Genomic DNA, 21,155 nt, shown 5'->3' with positions numbered 1-21,155 from the left:
TGCCCTTAGTCAAGAAAGGAGATAAATTCAGGGAAAGTAAGCGATCTGTCACATCCTTGATCGCAGGGAAAGCAGGGCGCCCCGTGTAAGAGGCTTGGTCATGTAGGAGATCACGAGCTCGTCGTTAGCGGACCTCTCTATGTCCCGGGAGTCCACAGAAGAGGTCAGTATGTGTATTGAAAGGTCGTACCTGCCGCTACGAGTCCTGACGGCATCCAAAAATCCCCATCCGTCCAAAACGGGCATGTTGATATCCAGGAAGACAAGGTAGGTCCCTTCTGGATGGTTCTCTATGTAATCAAGCGCTAACCGCCCGTTCTCCACGGCTACGGTCCTGCTATTCGGGAATACGCTCGCTATGATTGTTCTGTGAATGAAATTTATGATTGGATCGTCATCCACCAAGAGTATCGTCAAATTTTCCATCTTCTATTGAGTTTGCTTTTTCTGTCAACGTCCTAATAACCAGGTCCAGCTCTTCGGCGGAATCCAGGATGAGTTCCATTATCCTCGAAGGGGAGAGGCCTCCGCCACCGTGCCGGAGGGATACCTCCGCAAGGCCCATCAGGCGGGTTAGCGGGGCCCTGAAAAGGTGCGACTGTGTCCATGCGATCTCCCTTAGCGCCCTGTTCTGTTCCTCGATCTTCTCAAGGTGCATCCGCGGGGTGGTCACGTCCAGTACAGCGCCGACCAGTTGAACCGCGTTCCCTGCGGTATCCCGAAGGACGTGGCACCTGTCCTGATAATGGTGGATGTGGCCATCGGCCGAGACCGCCCGGTATTCAGCATACCAGGCATCCTGGGCTGGATCGGCGATCACTCTGCCCAGGGAGTCCCAGACCCTCTCCCTGTCTCCGGTACATATGGTGGAGAACCAAGAATTGGATTTGCTGAACTCTTCGGAAGTCCCAGCGGAGATCGGCTGCTGACCGTCCCGTCCCCCCCGGGTATACGTGTTTTTTACAAGGTCTGCGTGCCAGATCATCTCGTTGCTCGCCTTCATTGCGAGCCTGAAGATCTCATTGCTCATGAAGAGCCTTTCTTCATAGCCTTTCCTTTCGGTGATATCCTGGATGGTCCCCTCCATCCTCAGCGGTGTACCGTCATCCCCCATGATAAGCTGTACTTCCTGCCTGACCCATTTCACCCTGCCAAGGGGCGTGACTATCCGGTGCTCGAAACCCCTTGCCGAATTTGGGGGGAGCAAGAGCGCTGGGTCGGTATCGAGCAGGTAGCGGTCACCGGGAAAGAAGGCCGACCTGAGGTTCTCCATGGTTGGCAGGAAATTGCGCGGAGACCGTTCATAGATGCTGTAGGTCTCTTCGCTCCACACCGAGACCTGGGAACTGAGAGGCCTGAACCAGTATCCGAGTTTGGCGATCTTCTGTGCATTTCGGAGCCTCTGCAGGGCTCCGTAGAGTTCCTTCTCGGCATTGGCCTGGTCAGTAATATCCTTTCCCACGGCGACGATGCGCATGGATTCCCGGGAGATGGCCGCAGACCATAGCAGCGTGCGCAAATTGCCCGGTGCAGCGGAAATCCTGGTACGGAACGGCCCGCTGCTCCACCCGTTGACCATGGAAATGAAATCCCGCTTTGCCTGAGCAACGTCCTCTGGGTGCAGCATTTCCAGGATTGTACCGGCCTGGTCAATTGCTCCATCGGCATTTGCCAGTGCGGCAAATGCCCTGTTGTACCTCTCGATCTTGCCGTCCCTGCCGATGATGCAGTGCGGATCGGGCGATATGTCGAACAGGGTGAGGTACTCGATCTCTTTCATCTTGTGGGCAATCGGGCCCGCGATCCGGGAAGATGCCCTCTTAAGGAATGATGCTATTCCCTCCGGACCGTCCGGGGACCCAGCGGGGAAGCATATGATGCACCCCAGGAAATTTTTCCCGGAAACGATGGGGATGCCAACCGCTGGACCTTGATCCTTACCTTCGTTTTCCGTGATGACCGCGTCCATTTCCTCCCAGACCTTCCCCGGTAGCCCTTCACCTCTGCCACAGCTGAATCCGGGGGAAAAGCCCTTCAGCAGGTATTGGCCATCCCGCTGGCTTGCCCTGCCGCTCAGGCCAAGGGAGGAAGGGTCCCTGGAGACCAGCCAGACCTCGGCCGTGATGATTTCCTCAAGGTCTAGGATGGCACGGATGGCACAGTCCACAACTTCTTCGAGCGATGAAGCATCTGCGGATTCCCTTTCCATCCGGTCCAGGGAGGCTTCGCGGAGCTCCCGTACTTTGTGTTCCGTCACGTCCCAGAGACCCACCCTTACGGCCATGCCCTTTCCGTACAGGGTGATCCCTGAAAGGTCGGAGGAGAGCCAGCGCCGCTCCCCGTTCCTGCATGTGATGGGGAAGGATCCGGAAGGGACCGTTTCCCCCCGCATAGCCCGGTCCAAGAGTACCGCGATACGTTCCCGCGCAGGGGGTGTTACGAATCCCAGGATGCTCATCCCGGATAGTTCTTGCGGCTGGAGGCCGATTAGCTTGCCGTGGCTTGGCGAGGCGCGGATGAAGTTTCCCGCACCGTCGAGGAGTGATACGTGGTCCAAGCTTCTTTCCTGATGGATTTCCACTGCAGTTACCAGGCACGCATCCCTGCCCGAATAGGTTACGGGTGCGCTGAACAAGCGCAGCAAGAAGGTGTCCCCTTGGCTGTTCCTGTGCCGCTGGGGCGTCCCGTTGGCGATGCAGCCTTCCCGTATTCCCATGTTCGGATCAGCGAACAGATCGGCAGCGGTCATTTGGGTGAACTGTTTGTCAGTAAATCCATAGAGCCCCCGCGCAACTTTGTTGACTGCCAGCAAAGAGAGGTCTGCCCTGTCGTGTACCCACATCGGGATGGGGGAAAGCTCAAAGAGATCGTCATGTTCCATGGGTCTGTCAAAATAGGTATCTGGCATATAAATTTCTCCAGGGGCCAAAGCCTGCCCCAAGGAAACCGAATTTACGGTTTTTTTTCGTTTCCGAGAATATCGAACCGCGGATATTGTCCATTTTACTGCAAACAGGGGCGACAGGAGGAAACCTCGGGGCTGGCTACCGTATAAGTACGCAAAGTGGGGCACTGTCGAACATTTTCTTGAAATAACTGTCCATCCATGGATAGCAAGACCACATTCAAAGGCATGCAAGAACGTAAAAGAAAGGAAGAACTGCTCATCCAGGCCATATCGGCGAACGCGACAAGGCTGGAAGGCTACAGGTGGGCCTCAGAGGTCGCGACCTGTCACGGTCACCTTGGCCTGTGGAAGGTCTTTGTGGCCCAAGTGGACCAATCCGTAAAATTCAAGGTGCAGTTCACTGCCCTGGCAAAGGAATTGGGCGCACTGGAAGAGGTCATGAGGCTGCAGGGAGGCGAAAGGTCACGGAAGTTCTTCGCGGCGGGCCGCCAACCTGGGATTTGGGGAATGGACGATATCCTCAAGCACTGCCGGAGTATTGAGCGGAGTTTCACGGAATCCTACATCTCCATCATGGCTATCTGCCATGATGGAGATGCTCCACGGACAGCTGATGGAACGCCAGGCCCAGGACCTCAGGCTCTAGGGCGCCATGTTGCCCTAACCCTGCCACTGGAAGGTGATCGGGCCGATGCAAGAAAAACTGCCCGGAAAATGAGCGCACGTTTGACAAAATTGCCTAACTTTGTGCCATGTCAAAGAACCTGCAAGTAACTATAGATAAGGACTCGGGCTTTTGCTTCGGGGTCGTCTATGCGATTGATATGGCCGAGGAGATCCTGGACTTGGATGGCTATCTGTATTGCCTTGGCGATATCGTCCACAATGACGAGGAGGTCGCAAGGCTGAAGGCCAAGGGCCTGCGGATTATTTCACACGATGAACTGCATGGCCTAAAGAACGTGAAGGTGCTGATCCGCGCACATGGCGAAGCTCCGGAAACTTACAGGATGGCACTGGAGAACAATATTACCCTGATCGATGCATCCTGTCCGGTTGTGCTGAAGTTGCAGAACCGTATCAAGACTTCGCACGATGACAGAGAGAAAATATTGATATTCGGCAAGCATGGCCACGCCGAGGTCATCGGACTGCAGGGGCAGACCAACAATGAGGCCATCGTTTTCCAGGATATTGATGAACTTGAAGGGGCCGAGTTGCCAGCAAAATTCACCCTTTACAGTCAGACTACAAAGAGTGTCGATCGTTTCTACGCGATCAAGGATGAGCTTATCAATAGGGGGTATGAGGTAAAGGCCAATGATACCATCTGTAGACAGGTATCCAACAGGTATGAGGATTTGGCGACATTCGCCGCTCAATTTGACAAGGTCATATTTGTTTCCGGAAAGAAATCATCGAACGGTAAGGTCCTATTTGATGTCTGTAAAAAGGTCAACCCGAATACCTACTTTATATCCGGCCCCGAGGAATTGGATGCCCGCACATTTGCGGACAATGAGACCATTGGGATCTGCGGGGCCACATCTACCCCGATGTGGCTGATGAGGAAGGTAAAGGAAACCCTTGAATCCTATTAATCGTCATTTCAATTTAAAATTCATTGATGCTGGCCGTTGAAATCTACCATTGCGCCTGTTTTGCTATAAATATTGCCTAATTTTGTGTTCAGAATGAGTAAAAAAGCTAAAAAGGGTGTATTGTTGGTCCAGTTGGGTACCCCCAATTCACCGACTACCGGCGAAGTAAAGAAATACCTGACAGAGTTCTTAATGGACCCACGCGTGATGGACATCCCTTTTGTTTCAAGGACCTTGTTGGTCAAGGGAATCATCGTCCCTAAAAGGGCTTCAAAATCCGCTCATACCTATTCAACCATCTGGAGTGAGGAAACCGGGTCCCCGTTAATGTACTACAGTGTTTTGCAGCAACAGATGTTGCAGCAGGAACTAGGTGAAGAATACCATGTGGAATTGGCCATGCGATACCAGGAACCTTCGATTCCCAATGCATTGAAAAACTTGGAAAGCATGTTCCTGGATTCCATTATCGTCATCCCGCTTTTTCCACAATATGCCTCGGCAACGACCGGTTCGGTCATCGACCGTGTCATGGAACTGATGCGCGGCTGGCAATACTTTCCCAAGGTAAGTTTCGTCAGCAGTTATTGCGACAACCCTTTAATGGTCGAGGTCATCGCAGATAATGCCCATAAACATGACCTGAGCGAATATGACCATTTCCTGTTCAGTTACCATGGGCTGCCCGTTCGACAGTTGGGAAAGGTTGACCCAAAGGGAGAATTGGAGTGTCCTGATTTTGGGTGCGATTCTTGCAAGAGAGAAATGAAATCCTTTTGCTATCTGTCACAATGCTATGCAACCACGCGCGCTATCGTAGAAAAGTTGAACATACCTGAGGAGAAATATACGGTCTGTTTCCAGTCACGATTGGGAAAAACCCCATGGATCCAGCCATATACCTCAGACACACTGCATGATTTAGCAAAACAAGGGAAGAAAAAGCTCTTGGTGTTCAGTCCTGCATTCGTAGCCGATTGCATCGAAACTTTGGATGAGATACAGGTTGAATACGCTAATGAATTTAAGGAAATGGGCGGAGAGGAGGTCCATATGGTGGAAAGCCTGAACGGTAGCCCGAAATGGATCGAAGCCCTGAAACGAATGGTGTTGGAAAACGGGAATTAAGATGTTAAAATTAAATGCAGTAATATTATTCTTACTAGACTTCTATATATTTTTTGCGCTTAGGGCGACGAATATCAGATTTGTCAAGACGAGATGGTTCACCATCCTATGGTGGGGCTATTCACTGTCTTTGCTGGTAGGATTATTTATTTCATTCCAATATAGCATTCCGCTTTCGGTTCGTTCCATTATCCTGGTGGCCTTTTTCCTGACTGCGGTCAGCAAGTTTGTCTATGCCATCGTCTTGATCGTCGATGATCTGCGAAGAGGGGGGATTTGGGTTGGACGTCTGTTCTCCAGGGGCAAGGGCAAGGACCTGGAAGAGAGATTGGAGACTTTGGAAGAACCTTTGCCAGAAGTCCCTAAAAAGGGTATTTCCCGTTCTGACTTCCTGTTGAAATCAGGGATAATAGTTGCTGCCCTTCCAATGGTCCCATTGGCTTGGGGCGTAATTTCCACAGCTTATGATTATCGGGTGAGACGCCAGAAATTGGTGCTTCCGAACTTACCGAAGGAATTCCATGGAATGACCATCGGGCAGATCTCAGATGTTCACTCCGGTTCATTTTATAATAAAAAAGCCGTCATGGGCGGAGTAGAGCTCCTGCTGGCACAAAAGCCCGATGTTATCTTCTTTACCGGTGATCTGGTGAACAATGTTGCCTCGGAGATGCGTGATTATCAAGATATCTTTGCCCATGTCAAAGCGGATCTAGGGGTGTATTCTACCTTGGGCAACCATGATTATGGCGATTATTACTTTGGTCCGGGCGACTCGCCAGCCAAACGTAAAAACCTGCAGGATTTGATCGAAACCCATAAGATTATGGGTTGGGACCTTTTGATGGACGAGAACCGGACCTTGAAAGTAGGCAATGGGGAAATCTCCATTGTCGGGGTACAGAACTGGGGAACTGGCCGTTTCCCTAAAAAAGGAGACCTTCCTAAAGCACTATTGGGAACAGAAGAAAAAGCTGTTAAATTATTATTGTCGCATGATCCATCCCATTGGCGCGCACAGGTACTGGAAACCGATGTGGACGTCATGTTTGCAGGTCATACCCATGGAATGCAATTCGGAGTCCGAGGGGAAAACTTCCAATGGAGCCCAGCCAAATATATCTATAAGGAATGGGCAGGACTCTATAAACAGGGAACCTCCCAACTTTATGTCAATACAGGTTATGGTTTCTTGGGCTATCCTGGTAGGGTCGGTATTGCACCAGAGATCACCATTTTTGAACTGGTTAAAGGTTAATTACACCTTTTCTCAACCAAGGATCCTTGCAAAATGATTGTTCAGGTGTTTTCTGATAGCATCTCGATAAGCTTCAGCGTCCCTTAATTTCAATACCTGGACCAGCTCTCTGTGCGAAATAAAATCACCTTTCATGATATCTTTTTCCAATAAGCCACTTTGATGTACATATTGGAAAATAGGGAAGAGCATCTCCTGCAGTTCCAACAGGATCTTGTTCTTGGAGATCTTATATAGCTTCCCATGGAAACGGATCTCATCCTCTACATGCCAAGGATTTGCGGTATCCCCGGAAACAATCTCGCTTGCTATCTTTTCAAGTTCTACAATATCCTCATCCGTGATATTGTTGACAATAAAATCAGCCATGCCCACTTCCAGCGCCAATCTCATTTCAAACATTTCCTTCAAGGTCTCATTATCTAAAATAGAAGGGTGGAATACCTTTCTCAATGAACCCAAGACATCGGGATTCCTAAGCACGGCACCTTTATGCTTGATGGATTCTATCAGACCAATGGTCTTTAACCTGAGTAAGGCCTCCCGGACAACGGTCCTGCTCACACCAAGGCTATCTGCTAAATCCAATTCTTTTGGAAGTACATCCCCTACGCCCATTTTCCGTTCCTGGATGAACTGTATGATCCTTGCTTCTGCCCGGTCCACCAAACTCGAGGTGTCTATTGTTCCAAGTTTTTCCATATTTCAATCTGGTCCCATTTTCACTATATCGTCATAATGGCCACGGTACAATAATATTAAAAAAAAATTTGGAAGTAAAACATTATGTATTACATTTGGTAATTATTATGTTATACATAATCCAATTTTTTTTAAATCATTAAATTATGACAAACCTTTTTTACCATTCATTGCGGGGAGGCCTGTTGCTTGCGATTCTGTGCTGCATCCATTTTGCCGCATTTTCGCAGACCGCTTTAAAGGGAACGGTTACAGATCCTTTGGGGAATCCATTGGAGGGGGTGACCGTTTCAAACCAGACACAAGGGCATGTTACAAAGACCGATGAACAGGGAGGATTTAGCGTACAGGCTAAAGTGTCGGATGTAATTTCATTTTCTTCAATCGGATATCAATCACACAAGCTCACCTTAGAGAACCTGGCTTCGGTAAGGATTTCCCTTGATCCTTCTGGGGAAGACTTAGAGGAAGTCGTGGTATTGGGATACGGTAGTATCAAGAAATCGAACCTGACGGGATCTGTGTCCAGATTGGACAAACGCGTCTTAGAGACTGGGGTACGTTCAAACCCTGCATCCGCATTGGCTGGAACAATTCCCGGCTTGAGGGTTCAACAGACTTCCGGTCGTCCGGGTTCTGTTCCGAACATTGTATTGCGTGGTGGAACTACCTACGGCGGCGGCGGATCGCCATTGGTGATCGTGGATGGATTGATCCGTTCAGGATTCTCGGATATCAACCAAGACGATATCGAGTCCATCGATGTATTAAAGGATGCTTCTGCCACGGCTATCTATGGCGCTAGGGCATCTAACGGGGTAGTCTTGATTACCACCAAACGCGGTAAAGATGGCGTGTCCAATATTTCGCTGAAATCTAAGATCGGTGTCAATTCCTTGAATATTCCGTTTGAGTTCCTGGATGCAAAGGACTATTTGTACTGGTCTAGAAAAGGGGTACAGACCTCTGGGATGTACCAACCAAACCAGTTGAACCAATTGACCTCTGTGGGTCCTTTTGGAACCGGCAACAAATACAAGGATGACCAGGGCAATATATTGGATGGGAACAAAGTGAGCAATGCCGTTTGGAGCACCATGTTCTTGGATGATTCCAATAGGGAATTATTGGGACAAGGCTACCAAACAATGATTGACCCAGTAACGGGGAAAGAATTGATCTACAAGGATTTTGATTATACCGATTATGCCTTGCGCAAAAATGCCCTGACCCAAGACTATAACCTTGCGGTACAAGGAGGTAATGATAAGAGTAAATACTATGCAAGTTTGGGTAAATACTATGAACAAGGGGTGCCTATTGGAACCAATTACGATCGATTGACCTTTATCCTAAATGGGGATTACAAGATCAAGCCTTGGATTACTTCCAATTCAGGATTGAACTTTGCGAATACGAAATGGAGAGATGCCATCAATGGGGAGGGCAATTATATGACCCGTGCTTTGGGTGCTCCTCCAACCATGCGAGGCTTTAACGCAAATGGAGACCTATTGGTTGGCCGTGACTGGCAAGATGGTAACCCGGCGGTAAACAATGACCGATTTATACGCAATAACCAAAACCAGAAATTTACGATGTCCCAGGCTTTTGTAATTGATCTATATGAAGGATTGAGCTTGAGAACAAGTGGAAACTGGTTTATCAACCAAACCAATAATGAGTCCTTCAACAGAGATTATTTGGCCAGCCCGGGAAACTGGGTAAGGACTCGTAACTCATCGGCAAGCTATGATAAGACCTTGAACCAAACCTATAATGCGGTTTTAAACTATAAAAACACTTTTGGCGAGAAACATAATTTTGATGCGATGGCAGGATGGGAGTTCTTTGATTCCTACAATACTGGATTTTCAGCCTCGGGTTCAGGCGCGCCATCGGATGACTTCATGGATCTAGGTTTGACCAGTACCGAGGCAAACCGCCGAGGTATCGATTCTTACCATGTTCGCAATAGGATCACTTCATTTTTCGGACGTTTGAACTATGATTATGATGAGCGCTATCTAATGACCCTGACCTTGCGTCGCGATGGGTATTCAAACCTTTTGAATAATCGTTGGGGAACTTTCCCAGGGGTATCCTTAGGTTGGAACCTACATAATGAAGACTTCTTCGGCAATATTATGGGCGCTGACCAGGTGATCAATTCCTTAAAATTAAGGGCTAGTTATGGTGCGAACGGAAATATCGGAAGCATAGGGGCATATACTTTGCAAGGGACCTATGGAACTTCAAAATATGATGGTAATGTAGGCTATGGCATGACCAGCTTAAGTATTCCAAACCTGAGATGGGAAAGTTTGATTACCAAAGAAGTAGGATTAGAGACCAGATTGTTGAATAGGCTAGATCTTTCTGTGGCTTATTACCACAGAACAACTTCAGATAAAATTGCTACACTTGAATTACCCGCTTCAGCTGGCTTTACATCCATTAGCACCAATAATGGCGACATGCAAAACCAAGGGGTTGAGATTGACCTGAATTACCAAGCAATCCGTGCGAATGACTTTACCCTGAGCTTCAACTGGAATACAGCATACAACAAGAACAAGATCTTAAAGCTGCCATATAACGGTGTTGAGAACAACCGCCAGAATGGTTTCCAAGTATATAATCCGAGTACCATGGAACTAGAATGGGTTGGCGGTTTGCAAGAAGGACAGGATCCAAACGTGGCTTATGCATACGAAGCATTAGGTATCATCCGTAACCAACAGGACTTGGATAATTATGCCCTGCAGTTAAAGGATTTGATCGGCGCGAGAACCTTGGTGCATCCAGATGTATTCAATGCGATGACGGCTTCAGAGAAATCCCTGCATTATCCATTGGCTTTAGGAGACGTGATGTGGAGAGATGTCAATAAAGATGGCATCATCAATTCCTACGATAGGGTTTACATGGGGAATACCGTTCCGCGTTGGACCGGAGGATTTGGCGTTTACTCCACCTACAAAGATTTCTCCTTGAGTGCTAGGTTCGACTATGCATTGGGATATGTTGCCTATGATGGACCTAGAGCTTGGTTTTTGGGAATGATGCAGGGAACGTTCAATACCACAACTGAAGTATTGGATACCTATACGCCTGAGAACACGAATGCAAAATACCCAACCTATTACTGGGCAGATCAATTGTTTAAGAACAATACCAGCCGCGAAAGCAGCATGTTCTATAACAAGGGTAATTATTTGGCATTCCGTGAGATCTCCTTGGCGTATCGCTTACCAAGGTCTTTGGCCAACAAGATCAAGATGGAAGATTTAAGCGTTTCAGTAACCGGGCAGAACCTCCAATACTGGACAGCCAATACCCTGTTTTCTGCAGAAAGCGGATCCATAGGACAGGGCGGGGGTGGTTACCCATTGCCAAGAACGGTCATTTTCGGTCTTCAATTAACCTTTTAAACCTTAAATCATGAAAAAGATATTTATAGCCTTAGCGATAGCGGCAACGAGCATAACATTTTCATCTTGTAGCAAGATGGATTTAGAATTAACCCCAGAAGATTATTTTGCAAGTGGATCGTTCTGGAAAACACCGGACCAGGTGAAAGGAGCAATGGTCGGGATCCACAGCCAATTAAGGAATGCCCAGCAAACTCTATGGAATTTCGGTGAATTGAGAGGTGGGACTTTAAGGGACGGAACCAGTTTTACCGGAACCGCATCCTTGAATTCGAGTTCCATTATCATCCAAGATATCCGTGAGAGCAGCCCCGGCTTTAGCAGTTGGGCGAACCTGTACGGGCAGATCTTTCAGATCAATAACTTTATTTTCCAGGTGGAATCGGCTACCTACCTGTCGGCATCGGAGAAGGGATATTATTTAGGTCAGGCCTATGGGTTGAGAGCCTATTATTATTTCAACCTTTTCAGGACTTGGGGAAGGGTCCCTTTGGTGGCTGAGGCCAAGGTAGCCAATCAAACACCTAGTTCAGCTGAAGAACTGTACACTGCCCGCAGTAAAACGGAAAAAGAGACTTTGGACTTTATAAAAGCAGATGTTGAAAAATCAGTTTCTAGTTTCAACAACGACTATAATATCCTGAGCCAAAAAGCGCAATGGTCATTAGCAGCGACACAGATGTTGAAAACGGAGGTGTACCTATGGTCGGCAAAGGTGAAGATCGATGGGGCCGCTCCTGCAAGTACAGCGCAGGATCTGCAGACTGCCAAGGCCGCTGTAGAGAGCATTATCCCAAAGTTCACATTGGTCAATGACTATGCGAATGTCTTTGCTACGGCAAGTTCGGCTACAAATAAAGGAAATTCAGAAACCATTTTTGCCTTGAGGTACCAATATGGTGAAGCGACCAACTTCTTCAATAACTTCCTGTATGCGCAGAGTGATGATATTTCAGGCTATGTTGATGATAAAGGGGAGCCAATTCCGGCAGATCCTCTGAAGATTTCCAATACTGGTATTATACGATATGAATATAAATATGGCTTGTACCAATTGTATGATGCTGCAGATAGCAGGGCAAATGCCACTTTCTTAAACTTCAACAAGGGCGATGTGCATGCTGTGGTGCTACGTAAATTCTTAGGGACCATTGTAGAAGGTGTAAGGAATTATTCAGATGACTATCCGATCTATCGCTTAGCTGATGCATATCTGTTATTGGCAGAGATCAAGAATAAGTTAGGTCAAGACCCGAGCAATGAAATCATGTTGGTTAGAAACAGGGCCTATAAAGGTTCGGCACCGCAATTTGTAAGGGGAGGGTTTGAAGCCAATGAACTTGCCATTTTCTATGAAAGAACCAAGGAGTTTGTCTCGGAAGGCAAGCGTTGGTTTGATCTGCGCCGCATGCAAGATGCTTCAGGAAACCCACTGGTTTTCCGCAAGGACCTGAACATGGTCGGGGTATTGGACAACAATGAATCCCAAAAACATAAAATCCTTTGGCCTATTGACCTTGGAACCCTTTCGGCGGATCCAAAGTTAAATGGAGACCAAAATCCTGGATATTCAGGAACTTAATGTTAAATTTAATATAAACCTGTCCTACCCAGCAGGATAGGTTATCTAGTTTTTAATAATTTGTATATGCTAACAAACAAAATTGAAGGATTAATTGCTGCTCCATTTACGGCATTTGATCCAAATGGTGAACTGAACCTGGATCTGATCCCTGCTTATTATCGGTCACTTAAAAAGAATAATGTAAAAGGAGCTTTTATATGTGGCTCGACAGGAGAAGGGGTATCGTTGACTTTTGATGAGAAAGTGCAAGTATTGAAGGCTTGGGCAGCGTTGACCAAGGCGGACCCCGATTTCGCCCTGATGATGTTTTTAGGCGGTACGAATGTGAAGGAATGTAAACAATTGGCAGCGATCTCCGAACAAGAAGGAGCAGATGCCATATCCTTTACTTCCCCTTATTATTTCAAACCTGCAAATGTGCAGCAATTGGCGAAATGCTGTCAGGAAATAGCTTCCTCGGCGCCAAATACTGCATTTTACTATTACCATATCCCTGTTTTGACAGGTGGAAACTACAGTATGATCGATCTATTGGAAGCCGTGGATAATGTGATCCCAACCTTCAGAGGCATCAAATATACGCATGAAGATTTTATGGATTTCTTGTCTTGTTTGAATCATAAAAACGGGAAGTACGATATGCTTTGGGGGCGTGATGAAAACATGCTGTCCTCCTTGGTATTAGGAACAAAAGGAGCGGTAGGCAGTACCTACAATTACGCAGCTCCATTATACAATGATCTGATAGCTGCTTATGTGCAGGGCAATTTTGAGCAAGCCAATAAATTGCAGCAGAAATCCATTGATATGATCCGTCTGTTAGGTAAATATGGAGGTATTGCAACCGGAAAAGCTTACATGAAACTAGTGGACCTGGATTGTGGCGAATTCCGATTGCCGATAGCCAATATGTCAAAAGAGAATTTCGAACTGTTCAAGGCTGATGTTGCGGCATTGGGCTTTGACTCCTTTAAGTCAATCAATTAATGCGGATTAAGGCAATTTTATCTATGGCGGTTTTAGTGGTTGGTTGTTCTGGTTCGCAGAGCAAGTCTGGATTAGTATGGGAAGAAGCAATTCATTTGCCTGCGGTTTCTGGATCAAAAAATATAGGTGTCGCAGGGCCAATAGCCGGTATCATTCAGGACAAACTGATTGTAGCCGCTGGTGCTAATTTCCCCGATGGATTGCCTTGGGATGGAGGAAAGAAAGTTTACCAATCTCAGGGATATATCTATTCCATTTCAGGGTCAGGCTTAAAGCTGGACACGATATTCAACCTTGAAAACGGGATTGCCTATACTGCCAATCTCAGTCTTTCAAATTCCATCTATATCGCTGGCGGAGAAAATGAAAACGGTCCAATCGATCAGGTTGCCAAATATGAACTGTCCGAAAGAGGGGAACTGGAGAAGGAAATCCTAAAACCCTTACCAGTGGCTTTGACCAATGCCGGCTTAGCAGCGGGGACCAATGAAATCTTCTTTATCGGCGGTGAAAATGCAGAATCGGTCTCTGATCAGGTTTATTCCCTGAAATTGGATGATTTTACTTCAAATTGGAAGGAATATATGAAACTGCCCTATCCAGTGAGCCATGCTGTTGTGCTTGGCAATGGGAAGGACAAAATCTATGTCATTGGGGGAAGGAAGAAAAATCCAAATGCCATCAGTGATATCTATGATTGGCTGTTGGAATTGGACCTAAATACCAAAAGTATCCGTGAGCTTACTAAGCTCCCTAAGTCTTTGGCTGCAGGGACCGGAGTATATAAAGATGGGAAAATCTATGTTTTCGGAGGGGATGATGGGAGCACGTTTTCAAAGGTTGAGGAGGCTATAGCCAATATAGCCAAGGAAAATGATCCTCTGAAAAAGGATGAGTTGACCCAAGCAAAGAATAAGCTTCAGGCAGGACATCCCGGATTCTCAAGAGAGAATTGGGTCTATGAGCTGAAGACAGGTTCTTGGTCACAATTGGAAGGAATGGAAACAGAGAGTCCAGTGACCACAAGCGCAGTTATAAAAGAAAATCTATTTTTTATTCCAACAGGGGAGGTTCGAGCGGGGGTTCGTACCGATCAGATCCTGGTTGGACAGATAAAATAAACCTATGAAAAACAGTAAAAGATATCCTTGGATCGTTGTAGGCTTGTTATGGTTTGTGGCACTCCTGAATTATATGGACCGCCAGATCTTATCAACCATGCGACCTGCAATGGCCATCGATATTTTGGAATTGGAAAGTGCTGCGGTATTTGGTAACCTGATGGCCGTATTTCTTTGGATATATGGTTTTATGAGTCCAGTAGCAGGAATTGTTGCCGATAAGTGGAACCGGAAATGGTTGATCGTAGGGAGTTTGTTTGTATGGTCGGCAGTTACCCTAGCGATGGGCTATGCCGATACTTATGAGCAACTGTATGCCTTACGGGCGATCATGGGCGTCAGTGAAGCCTTGTACATTCCAGCAGGACTTTCATTGATTGCGGATTACCATTCGGACAGATCAAGGTCCCTAGCCGTTGGGATCCACATGACCGGTTTTTATTTTGGACAGGCAATGGGCGGTTTTGGTGCCACCGTTGCTGCATCCTATTCCTGGCATTATACCTTTATCCTGTTTGGATTGATCGGAATCATCTATTCCGTCGTCCTTATTCTATTTTTACATGAAACTGATCATCGATCTGATGCCAAGAAGCTAGTGGAAAACAAGGTTCCTTTGTTGAAAGGGCTTTCCATCTTGTTCTCCAATATTGCTTTCTGGGTCATCCTATTATATTTTGCTATTCCAAGTTTGCCTGGCTGGGCAACCAAGAACTGGCTACCTACCTTATTCTCGGAAAACCTGCATATCCCTATGGAAAAAGCAGGTCCATTGGCAACCATTACCATAGCCCTGTCCTCATTCTTTGGAGTAATCCTAGGAGGGATTATTTCCGATAAATGGATACAAAAGAATGTGCGCGGAAGGATCTATACCAGTGCCATAGGATTGACATTGACCATTCCGGCAGTTATATTGATCGGATATGGGCACAGTGTCTTTGCGATCGTTGCTGCAGGACTGATGTTCGGCTTCGGTTTTGGGATGTTTGATGCCAATAATATGCCGATCCTTTGTCAGTTTGTGTCTTCAAAATACAGGGCAACTGCCTATGGGATCATGAATATGGTCGGTGTATTTGCAGGTGCTTATATCACGAAGATTCTTGGAGCCTCTGCAGATGAGGGACAACTTGGAAGTGATTTTGCTTTATTGGCGGGAATTGTGTTGATCGTTTTGATCATTCAATTGGCCGTACTAAAACCGAAGGGAAATGAGGCTATCGATTAAATTACTTTTCTTGTTCATTCTATCGTTCAACTTTCTTTTTGCCCAACAAAAGAAGAGGGTGGCCTGTATTGGTGATTCAGTGACCAAAGGCTCCAATTTGGCCAAAGGGAAAACCTATCCGGATCAATTGCAGCAATTACTGGGCGATGGCTATGAAGTAGGCAATTTTGGGAGAAATGGTGCAACGCTACTGGAAAAAGGGCATAATCCTTATCTGAAATCAGAGGAACTGGAGGCTGCGCTAGCCTTTAAACCTGATTTGGTTGTCATTAATTTAGGCTTGAATGATACAGATCCAAGAAATTGGCCTAATTACCAAATGGACTTTCAAAAAGATTATAATAAACTGCTCTCTCTTTTTAAAAACGGAAATCCGAAGGTGGAAGTCTATGTATGTGAAAATACGCCAATTTTTAGTGGACATCCTCGATTCCTTTCGGGAACTCGAGATTGGTACTGGGATATCAAGGGAGAAATAGGCGCCGTAGCGGTGAGACATTACCACAAGCTCGTGGATCTCTATCCGCCCTTAGCTTTTCGTATCGATCTATTTGATGATTATCTACACCCTTCTGAACAAGGAGCCGAAATTATTGCAAAGACCATTTTCGACAGAATAGTTCCCGTTAAGCAAAAGCTTTCCGTAAATGAAAGTATAGGATCGCATATGGTATTGCAACGGGATCAAACTAATCGAATAAAAGGCAAAGCGAATGCTAGACAGGCTGTAGTTATTGAAATGGATGGAGGAACTTACTTATGCAACGCTGAAGTCAGTGGGGAGTGGGGAATTGATATACCTACCATGCCTTCGGGTGGACCATATAGGATGAAAATCTATACGGATCAGGATACGATAATTTTAGAAGATATATTGTTTGGGGATGTGTTCTTGGCATCAGGGCAGTCCAATATGGCTTTTCCGTTAAAGGATGCCAATGGATCAAAAGAATTGATCAAGGAGGCTTCCAAACACAATGGTATTCGGATTTTTAAGAACAAGGTCCTTAAGGAAACGAATAATGAAGAGTGGGGTGAAGCTACTTTAAAGAAAGTAAATGACCTGGAATACTTTTCTGGGAAATGGGAGAAGTTAACAGCAGAAAATGCCGCCAACTTTTCAGCGATTGCCTACAGTTTTGCAGAAGCATTGGAACAAGAAACGAAGGTTCCGATCGGCATTATTGAACTTGCCGTGGGCGGTTCGAATACCGAGTCTTGGATTCCGAGAAGAAGCTTGGAGGAAGATCCGCTTTTGGCGACTTATATCCACGGGTGGCGAAAATCTGATTTCATCCAGGATTTCTGTAAGAACAGAGCGAAGGTTAACCTGAAGAAATCCATGGTCAAGAACCAAAGACATCCCTATGAACCGGCCTATAATTTTGAAGCTGGGTATAATAAGTGGAATGATGCCTCATTAAAGGGGATTCTATGGTATCAGGGGGAAAGTAATGCACATAACGTTGAACTGCACGAACACTTATTCAAGACATTAATAGCTTCTTGGAGAGAGAATTATAAGCCTTTTTTGGGTAAAAGGGAAAGGTTGCCATTCTATACGGTTCAGCTTTCCAGTTTAGATCGGCCCTCCTGGCCAAAATTCAGGGATAGCCAAAGAAAGCTCAGCAATGAATTGAAGGAAGTCTATATGGCTGTCAGTTCTGATCTAGGTGATTCCTTGGATGTACATCCAAGGGAGAAGTTAATCATCGGGAAGCGCTTGGCAAATCTGGTCTTGAAGCATGAATTTGGAAAGGATAATAATGCGGACAGTCCACAACCTATATATTCTTATAGCAAAGAAAGACAACATGAAATAAGGTTCAGTCATGCCAAGCAATTAAGGGCAATGGGGTCAAAAGAAGTTACAGGTTTTCAGGCTAAGGATGAAGACGGAAACTTGGTCGATCTCAAGGTCGTGGAAATAAATGGGAATTCGGTTATCCTGGAAAATCCCAGGGGTTTAATGGAGATATATTATGGATACAAGCCTTTTTCAAGGGCAAATTTAGCGAATGAGGAGGGAGTGCCTGTTTCCACATTTTCGATCAAAAGATAAAAAAGTATGTACAATAACGAAGAGCTAACTGCACTAGCAGATTTTTATAAAGATCAATTGGTCAATGATACGGTTCCTTTTTGGTTTCCGCGGTCATTTGATCATGAGTATGGCGGGTACCTATTGATGCGAGACCAAGATGGTTCATTGATTGATACCGATAAGGCCGTTTGGATTCAAGGTCGTGCTTGTTGGTTGCTTTCTACCCTTTATAATACGGTGGAACCAAGGGAAGAATGGTTGGAAGGTGCGCGTTTGGGCTATGAATTCTTGAAAAACAAATGCTTTGATGCAGAAGGAAAAATGTATTTCCATGTGGATCAGGAAGGCAATCCGATCCGTATGCGCCGTTATTTTTTCTCGGAAACCTTTGCCGTGATTGCCAGTGCTGCTTATGCCAAGGCTTCAGGTGATGAGGAAGCTGCTCAGCTAGCCCGTGATCTGTTTGGGATTTGTTTGGAGTATGCCAATGGTGAACGGAGAATTGAACCAAAGTTTGAGGAAACCCGGCCAAGCCGCGGGATAGGAATCCCGATGATCATGTGCAATACCGCGCAGCAATTAAGGGAGACCATTGGGGATCCTCGCTGTGATGAGGCGATTGCAAATTGGATCCAAGAGATAGAACATTATTTTGTGAAAGATGATATCCGCTGTGTGATGGAGCAGGTAGCTCCTGATGGCAGCATCATCGATCATATCGATGGGCGGACGCTTAACCCGGGCCATGCCATTGAGGGTGCTTGGTTTATCCTACATGAAGCTGTCCATAGAAATATGGATGAGAAATTGATCAACCTTGGATTGCGGATGCTGGACTATATGTGGGAAAGAGGTTGGGACAGGGAATTTGGGGGCATTCTGTATTTTAGGGATGTCTATAACAAGCCTGTCCAAGAGTATTGGCAGGACATGAAATTTTGGTGGCCACAGAATGAAGCCATCATAGCTACCTTATTGGCTTATCTGATAACCAAGGATGAAAAGTATGCTAATATGCACAAGCAGATCCATGAATATGCCTATACCCATTTCCATGATAAAGAACATGGGGAATGGTACGGTTATTTACATCGTGATGGGGGAATAGCCCAAACCGCTAAAGGGAACCTATTTAAGGGTCCATTCCATTTGCCTAGGCAAGAATGGTACTGTTGGTCCATTATCAATCAATTTAAGAATAAGGACAATTATGAATAAGATAGGCCATTATATTTTATTGTTATGGAGCTTTTTTGCTGTCGATAGCCTGAACGCTCAGGAGGCTTTGATTCCAATGCCTCTAAATGTGCAGTGGTCGGAAAATAAACTTGACCTGTCCAAAGGGGTCCATCTTGAAATTGACAAATCCATTGAAAAGAATGAGGTAAGCCTGCTTAAAAATATATTAGAAAGTCAATCGATAAGCATTTCTAAGAATAAGAAATTACCTTCAATTTCATTGAAGATGGTTTCAAGCCTAGAAGGAATTGATTCTGATGAAGGATATGAATTAAATATCGATGCTAAAGGAATCTATATTCAGGCCTTAGCAAGTAAAGGGATTTTCTCTGCTCTTCAGACCTTGGTGCAAATGGATTTTCATGAGAAGCAAGTTGCCTTCGTGAACATCAAGGACCAGCCTGCTTATTCCTTTAGGGGATTCTTGTTGGATGTGGGAAGGAACTATCAGCCTATGTCCATGGTGAAAGAGCAGATCGATGTTATGGCTAAGTATAAGCTCAATGTTCTGCATTTCCATTTCACGGAGGATATTGCTTGGCGCTTGGAAAGTAAAAAATATCCTGGTCTCACTGCTGCGGAGAACATGACCCGTTGGGCAGGGAAATATTATACGGTAGCAGAGTTTCAGGAGTTGATCGACTATTGTAGGGATAGACATATTTTATTCCTGCCAGAGATTGATATGCCGGGGCATTCAGCTGCTTTTGAACGATTCTTTAAGGTCAATATGCAGAGTGAAGAAGGCATTGTGTACATCAAGGAATTGCTCAAGGAGTTTGCTGAAACCTTTCCTACACTCAAGCAATTGCATATTGGTGGGGATGAGGTGAAGATTAGTAATGAGCAGTTTATGCCGGAAATCACGAAATATGTGGAATCCTTAGGTTTCAGAACTTATGGCTGGGATCCAGGTAGTAACTTAGATCCTTCCACTGTTCGTCAAATGTGGATGGGTGGTCCCAAAGCCATTGATCCTGATACTAAACTCCAGTATTTGGATTCCAAGCATCTTTATATCAACCACATGGATCCTTTGGAGACTGTTACAACCTTGTTTTTCAGAAGGTTTGCTGAGCAGGAAAAGGAAAGTCTACAGCTTCGCGGTGCCATCCTATGTTCTTGGCCGGACCGCGCCGTTGAAAAGCCTGAAGATATGTTCCTGCAGAGTGCGGTATATCCAGGGATGATAACATTTGCGGAAAGAATATGGCAAGGAGGCGGTGAATTAGGTTGGAAGGCATTTCTGCCGGAAAGAAAAACAGAAGCTTTCCATGAATTTGCTGCTTTTGAAAAAAGGTTGTTAACCCATAAATCGAAATATTTCGCCAACCATCCATTTCCATATCAGGAACAGACTGAAATGTCCTGGGATATGATCGGTCCTTATGATAATGCTGGCGATTTAACGAAGGAGTTTCCTATTGAAAAGGATCCTTTTGGAGATCATCTTGTAGTTTATAAGGATGTTGTCGGCGGTACCATTGTCTTGAGACATTGGTGGGCTGATATTATTCCGGGGGTGATAGATTCGCCTAAGCCTAATAGTACCTTTTATGCGAGATCTAGGATCTGGAGTGAAAAGGCAGAAGAAAAGCCATTTTGGATAGGTTTTGCGAACCTGTCCCGTTCTTATGCCAGTGATTCACCAGCTGAAGGGACCTGGGATGGTCTGCACAGCCAGGTATTTGTCAATGGCGTGAAGATCCCTGCACCGAAATGGAAACATCCGGGACAGAAAGGTGGTCTGGAATTGCCGTTGAGCGATGAAGGTTATTCTTTTAGGGAGCCAAGCATGATCCAGCTGAAAGAAGGCTGGAACGATATATTGATCAAGTTGCCAGTCGGAGATTTTAAGGGGAAAGATTGGCAGAATCCAACGAAATGGATGTTTACATTTATCCCTTATCATTAGAA

15 protein-coding genes are annotated in these 21,155 nt (G+C 45.8%); 12 read left to right on the top strand and 3 right to left on the bottom strand.

Translation table 11 applies throughout. The features are described from left to right. Positions 1-48: 48 nt before the first annotated feature. Both ACK2WI_RS17465 and ACK2WI_RS17460 read right to left on the bottom strand, forming a co-directional pair. Positions 49-426, bottom strand: a complete 378-nt coding sequence (locus ACK2WI_RS17465; protein WP_409151755.1) for a response regulator — start codon at positions 424-426, stop codon at positions 49-51. Next, positions 395-2,881 (bottom strand): PAS domain-containing protein, encoded by a 2,487-nt coding sequence (locus tag ACK2WI_RS17460; protein WP_409151754.1) that lies wholly within the window; start codon positions 2,879-2,881, stop codon positions 395-397. The genes ACK2WI_RS17465 and ACK2WI_RS17460 overlap by 32 nt, the downstream gene beginning before the upstream one ends. 465 nt (positions 2,882-3,346) lie before the next feature. Here ACK2WI_RS17460 and ACK2WI_RS17455 point away from each other — a divergent pair, with 465 nt between their 5' ends. The 4 genes from ACK2WI_RS17455 to ACK2WI_RS17440 all read left to right on the top strand — a co-directional run bounded on the left by ACK2WI_RS17455 (position 3,347) and on the right by ACK2WI_RS17440 (position 6,895). Beyond that, entirely contained in the window at positions 3,347-3,682 is a 336-nt protein-coding gene (locus ACK2WI_RS17455) for a hypothetical protein (RefSeq protein WP_409151753.1), read from the top strand. Then, entirely contained in the window at positions 3,661-4,509 is an 849-nt protein-coding gene (locus ACK2WI_RS17450) for a 4-hydroxy-3-methylbut-2-enyl diphosphate reductase (RefSeq protein ID WP_409151752.1), read from the top strand. The genes ACK2WI_RS17455 and ACK2WI_RS17450 overlap by 22 nt, the downstream gene beginning before the upstream one ends. A 93-nt stretch (positions 4,510-4,602) precedes the next feature. Further along, positions 4,603-5,637, top strand: a complete 1,035-nt coding sequence (hemH, locus tag ACK2WI_RS17445) for a ferrochelatase (RefSeq protein ID WP_093099336.1) — start codon at positions 4,603-4,605, stop codon at positions 5,635-5,637. Between the two features lies 1 nt (position 5,638). Then, entirely contained in the window at positions 5,639-6,895 is a 1,257-nt protein-coding gene (locus ACK2WI_RS17440; protein ID WP_093099334.1) for a metallophosphoesterase, read from the top strand. A 12-nt stretch (positions 6,896-6,907) separates the two neighbouring features. On the opposite strand, the gene ACK2WI_RS17435 is transcribed toward ACK2WI_RS17440, so the two are convergent. Then, entirely contained in the window at positions 6,908-7,597 is a 690-nt protein-coding gene (locus ACK2WI_RS17435; protein ID WP_185213100.1) for a FadR/GntR family transcriptional regulator, read from the bottom strand. 146 nt (positions 7,598-7,743) lie between these two features. On the opposite strand from ACK2WI_RS17435, the gene ACK2WI_RS17430 reads away from it, so the two are divergent. From ACK2WI_RS17430 to ACK2WI_RS17395, 8 genes are all read left to right on the top strand, one after another. Next, the gene (locus ACK2WI_RS17430) at positions 7,744-11,031 is read left to right on the top strand and encodes a SusC/RagA family TonB-linked outer membrane protein (protein WP_409151751.1); all 3,288 of its coding nucleotides are present in this window, start codon (positions 7,744-7,746) and stop codon (positions 11,029-11,031) included. A 10-nt stretch (positions 11,032-11,041) separates the two neighbouring features. Continuing rightward, positions 11,042-12,613, top strand: a complete 1,572-nt coding sequence (locus ACK2WI_RS17425) for a RagB/SusD family nutrient uptake outer membrane protein (protein WP_313512179.1) — start codon at positions 11,042-11,044, stop codon at positions 12,611-12,613. Positions 12,614-12,679: 66 nt separating this feature from the next. Next, entirely contained in the window at positions 12,680-13,603 is a 924-nt protein-coding gene (locus ACK2WI_RS17420; protein WP_313512177.1) for a dihydrodipicolinate synthase family protein, read from the top strand. Next, positions 13,603-14,724 (top strand): hypothetical protein, encoded by a 1,122-nt coding sequence (locus ACK2WI_RS17415; protein WP_409151750.1) that lies wholly within the window; start codon positions 13,603-13,605, stop codon positions 14,722-14,724. The genes ACK2WI_RS17420 and ACK2WI_RS17415 overlap by 1 nt, the downstream gene beginning before the upstream one ends. A gap of 4 nt (positions 14,725-14,728) precedes the next feature. Beyond that, on the top strand, positions 14,729-15,955 hold the full coding sequence (locus tag ACK2WI_RS17410; RefSeq protein ID WP_409151749.1) for an MFS transporter: 1,227 nt from the start codon (positions 14,729-14,731) through the stop codon (positions 15,953-15,955). Then, the gene (locus tag ACK2WI_RS17405; protein WP_409151748.1) at positions 15,939-18,017 is read left to right on the top strand and encodes a GDSL-type esterase/lipase family protein; all 2,079 of its coding nucleotides are present in this window, start codon (positions 15,939-15,941) and stop codon (positions 18,015-18,017) included. The genes ACK2WI_RS17410 and ACK2WI_RS17405 overlap by 17 nt, the downstream gene beginning before the upstream one ends. A 6-nt stretch (positions 18,018-18,023) precedes the next feature. Beyond that, the gene (locus ACK2WI_RS17400) at positions 18,024-19,217 is read left to right on the top strand and encodes an AGE family epimerase/isomerase (RefSeq protein WP_409151747.1); all 1,194 of its coding nucleotides are present in this window, start codon (positions 18,024-18,026) and stop codon (positions 19,215-19,217) included. Next, positions 19,210-21,153, top strand: a complete 1,944-nt coding sequence (locus ACK2WI_RS17395; RefSeq protein ID WP_409151746.1) for a family 20 glycosylhydrolase — start codon at positions 19,210-19,212, stop codon at positions 21,151-21,153. The genes ACK2WI_RS17400 and ACK2WI_RS17395 overlap by 8 nt, the downstream gene beginning before the upstream one ends. The last annotated feature ends 2 nt before the right edge of the window (positions 21,154-21,155 follow it).

This window comes from Sphingobacterium sp. BS-2 (genome assembly GCF_046161205.1).
In the GTDB taxonomy this organism is placed as follows: Bacteria; Bacteroidota; Bacteroidia; order Sphingobacteriales; family Sphingobacteriaceae; genus Sphingobacterium; species Sphingobacterium mizutaii.
This window is presented reverse-complemented; position numbering and strand designations above follow the sequence as displayed.

Excerpts from the sequence above, each read along its gene's own strand:
- ACK2WI_RS17465 (WP_409151755.1), bottom strand. The coding sequence starts at position 426 with ATGGAAAATTTGACGATACTCTTGGTGGATGACGATCCAATCATAAAT.
- ACK2WI_RS17460 (WP_409151754.1), bottom strand. The coding sequence starts at position 2,881 with ATGGAACATGACGATCTCTTTGAGCTTTCCCCCATCCCGATGTGGGTA.
- ACK2WI_RS17455 (WP_409151753.1), top strand. The coding sequence starts at position 3,347 with ATGAGGCTGCAGGGAGGCGAAAGGTCACGGAAGTTCTTCGCGGCGGGC.
- ACK2WI_RS17450 (WP_409151752.1), top strand. The coding sequence starts at position 3,661 with ATGTCAAAGAACCTGCAAGTAACTATAGATAAGGACTCGGGCTTTTGC.
- hemH (WP_093099336.1), top strand. The coding sequence starts at position 4,603 with ATGAGTAAAAAAGCTAAAAAGGGTGTATTGTTGGTCCAGTTGGGTACC.
- ACK2WI_RS17440 (WP_093099334.1), top strand. The coding sequence starts at position 5,639 with ATGTTAAAATTAAATGCAGTAATATTATTCTTACTAGACTTCTATATA.
- ACK2WI_RS17435 (WP_185213100.1), bottom strand. The coding sequence starts at position 7,597 with ATGGAAAAACTTGGAACAATAGACACCTCGAGTTTGGTGGACCGGGCA.
- ACK2WI_RS17430 (WP_409151751.1), top strand. The coding sequence starts at position 7,744 with ATGACAAACCTTTTTTACCATTCATTGCGGGGAGGCCTGTTGCTTGCG.
- ACK2WI_RS17425 (WP_313512179.1), top strand. The coding sequence starts at position 11,042 with ATGAAAAAGATATTTATAGCCTTAGCGATAGCGGCAACGAGCATAACA.
- ACK2WI_RS17420 (WP_313512177.1), top strand. The coding sequence starts at position 12,680 with ATGCTAACAAACAAAATTGAAGGATTAATTGCTGCTCCATTTACGGCA.
- ACK2WI_RS17415 (WP_409151750.1), top strand. The coding sequence starts at position 13,603 with ATGCGGATTAAGGCAATTTTATCTATGGCGGTTTTAGTGGTTGGTTGT.
- ACK2WI_RS17410 (WP_409151749.1), top strand. The coding sequence starts at position 14,729 with ATGAAAAACAGTAAAAGATATCCTTGGATCGTTGTAGGCTTGTTATGG.
- ACK2WI_RS17405 (WP_409151748.1), top strand. The coding sequence starts at position 15,939 with ATGAGGCTATCGATTAAATTACTTTTCTTGTTCATTCTATCGTTCAAC.
- ACK2WI_RS17400 (WP_409151747.1), top strand. The coding sequence starts at position 18,024 with ATGTACAATAACGAAGAGCTAACTGCACTAGCAGATTTTTATAAAGAT.
- ACK2WI_RS17395 (WP_409151746.1), top strand. The coding sequence starts at position 19,210 with ATGAATAAGATAGGCCATTATATTTTATTGTTATGGAGCTTTTTTGCT.